Consider the following 2,350-nt stretch of genomic DNA (forward strand, 5'->3'; position numbering starts at 1 on the left):
GTTCGAGTAACGCGTCGAGAAGACCGGGCGGTGGTCGCAAGGCCGCCGCCCACATCACATGAGACATGCGGTGCGGTCCCATCCCGCGCATCACGATTTCAGGACCGAGGAAAATGTCCCGTTCAACCACGTCAGGCCCGTCCCAGCGCATGCTGCGTGTCGGCGAGCAGGTGCGCCACGCGCTGTCGGAAACCTTGCAGCGCGGCGAGATCATCGATCCGCTGATCGAGAACGCGGTGGTCTCGGTCTCCGAGGTGCGCATGTCGCCGGACCTCAAGATCGCCACCGCTTTCGTCTCGCCGCTCGGCGCCAGCGACACCAATGCCGTAATCGAGGCGCTCAACAAGCATGCGAAGTTCATCCGTGGCCGGGTCTCGGGCGCGCTCAGGCAGATGAAGTACATGCCGGAGTTTCGCTTCCGGCTCGACACATCCTTCGACAATTTCGCCAGGATCAATGAATTGCTGAAATCGCCCGAAGTGGCGCGCGATCTGCGCACCGAAGACAAGAAAGACGACAACGACAAGGACGGGAAATAGTGGCACGCCGCGGCAAGAAGAAGGGCAGGCCGGTTTCCGGCTGGGTGGTGCTGGACAAACCCGTCGGCATGGGTTCGACCGAGGCCGTCTCCAAGATCAAATGGCTGTTCCAGGCTGAAAAGGCCGGCCATGCCGGCACGCTCGACCCGCTGGCGTCCGGCATGCTGCCAATCGCGCTCGGCGAAGCGACCAAGACAGTGCCTTACGTGCAGGACGGCGCCAAGGTCTACCGCTTCACGGTCGCCTGGGGCGAGGAGCGATCGACCGACGACCTCGAAGGCCCGGTGACCAACAGTTCGGTGCGCCGTCCGGCCGAGGCCGAGGTGAGGGCGCTATTGCCGAAGTACACCGGCGTCATCATGCAGACGCCGCCGCAATTCTCAGCCATCAAGATCGCGGGCGAGCGCGCCTACGACCTTGCCCGCGAGGGCGAGACGGTCGACATACCGGCGCGCGAGATCGAGATCGGCCGCCTCGACATCGTCGAGCACGGCGCCGACCGCACAGTTTTCGAGGTCGAGTGCGGCAAGGGCACCTATGTACGCTCGCTCGCCCGCGACATGGGCCGCGACCTCGGCTGCTTCGGCCATATCGCGGAACTGCGCCGCGTCGAGGTCGAGCCTTTCACGCCGGAAGACTTCGTCACCATCGCCGAACTGGAAGCCGCGCGTTTCGGCGAACCCGATGCGGCGCAGGGCGATGCCGACGCCCCCGAAACACCCATCGACTTCGGCGCGATCGACGCGCTGCTGGTCGAGACCGCGGCGGCGCTCGATTGCTTGCCGCAGGTCGTGGTCAGCGACGACGCGGCGACCAGGATCCGGCTCGGCAATCCGGTTATCATCCGTGGCCGCGACGCGCCGGTCGAGGCCGAGGAGGCCTGCGCAACCGTGCGTGGCAGGCTGGTCGCCATCGGCGCCATCGAGCAAGGCATGTTCAAGCCCAAGCGGGTCTTTGCCGGGTAACGGCGTTCGGCTGGAGCGATTCATCGTTTCACGGAAACGCCAAACCGCTCTATCTCCTTGTTTTGGGGCAATTCCGGACGGAAAACCGTTTCACACTTTTCTTGGAATTGCTCTAATTTCGCGGCGACACTGCGCTTGAGGGGGACATGGCAAAGGCTGAGACGATCAGGAAGCGCGCGCCGCTGAAAACAAGGCGGCCGCCGGTCGGCGCTTCGCCGGGCACGCTGATCGCCGACCCCGCGGCGCGGCGCAGCGAGCTCCGGCTGACGCTGATCTCGCCGGAGAAATTCAAAACCATCGAGAACGCCAGCATCGACGATCTTACTACGCATTGCGACCAGTGGCCGGTCGTCTGGCTGGATTGCACCGGTCTTGCCAACATCCCGCTGATCGAGGAGATCGGCCGCATCTTCAGCCTGCATCCGCTGGCGCTGGAGGATGTCGTCAACAGCGGCCAGCGGCCGAAGGTGGATTTCTTCGAGGACCACGCCTTTGTCGTCATGCGCATGATCGACGACGTCACGGCCCATCGCTACGAGCAGATCGCGGTCTTCTTCGGCAACAACTTCGTCGTCACCTTCCAGGAGCGCGAGGGCGACCCGTTCAATCCGGTGCGCAAGCGCATCGCCAGCTCGGTGCCGAATCGGCTGCGCGCGCGCGGCGCCGACTATCTCGCCTATGCGCTGATCGACGCCATCGTCGACAGCTATTTCCCGCCGATCGAGGCCGCCAGTGAACTGGTCGACAGCATCGAGGACGAGATGCTGCACGCGCCGCACAAGCAGCAGATGCGGCAGTTGCACGAGTTGCGGCGCGACGCCAATGTGTTGAAGGGCGTGCTTTGGC

General features: G+C 64.4%; 3 protein-coding genes. All 3 read left to right on the forward strand.

Annotated features, from left to right (window positions below):
• The first annotated feature begins 113 nt into the window (after window positions 1-113).
• Window positions 114-539 carry a 30S ribosome-binding factor RbfA gene (gene rbfA, locus EN781_RS30815; protein WP_126056665.1) on the forward strand — a complete coding sequence of 142 codons (426 nt, stop codon included), beginning with the start codon at window positions 114-116 and terminating at the stop codon, window positions 537-539.
• Window positions 539-1,504: a tRNA pseudouridine(55) synthase TruB gene (truB, locus tag EN781_RS30820; protein WP_126056664.1), complete on the forward strand. Its 966-nt coding sequence runs from the start codon at window positions 539-541 to the stop codon at window positions 1,502-1,504. Before rbfA ends, truB begins: the two co-directional genes overlap by 1 nt.
• A gap of 146 nt (window positions 1,505-1,650) precedes the next feature.
• Window positions 1,651-2,350 (forward strand): CorA family divalent cation transporter (locus EN781_RS30825; protein WP_281034411.1); only part of this gene is annotated, 700 nt, incomplete at its 3' end.

This window comes from Mesorhizobium sp. M4A.F.Ca.ET.090.04.2.1 (assembly GCF_003999085.1).
GTDB lineage: Bacteria > Pseudomonadota > Alphaproteobacteria > Rhizobiales > Rhizobiaceae > Mesorhizobium.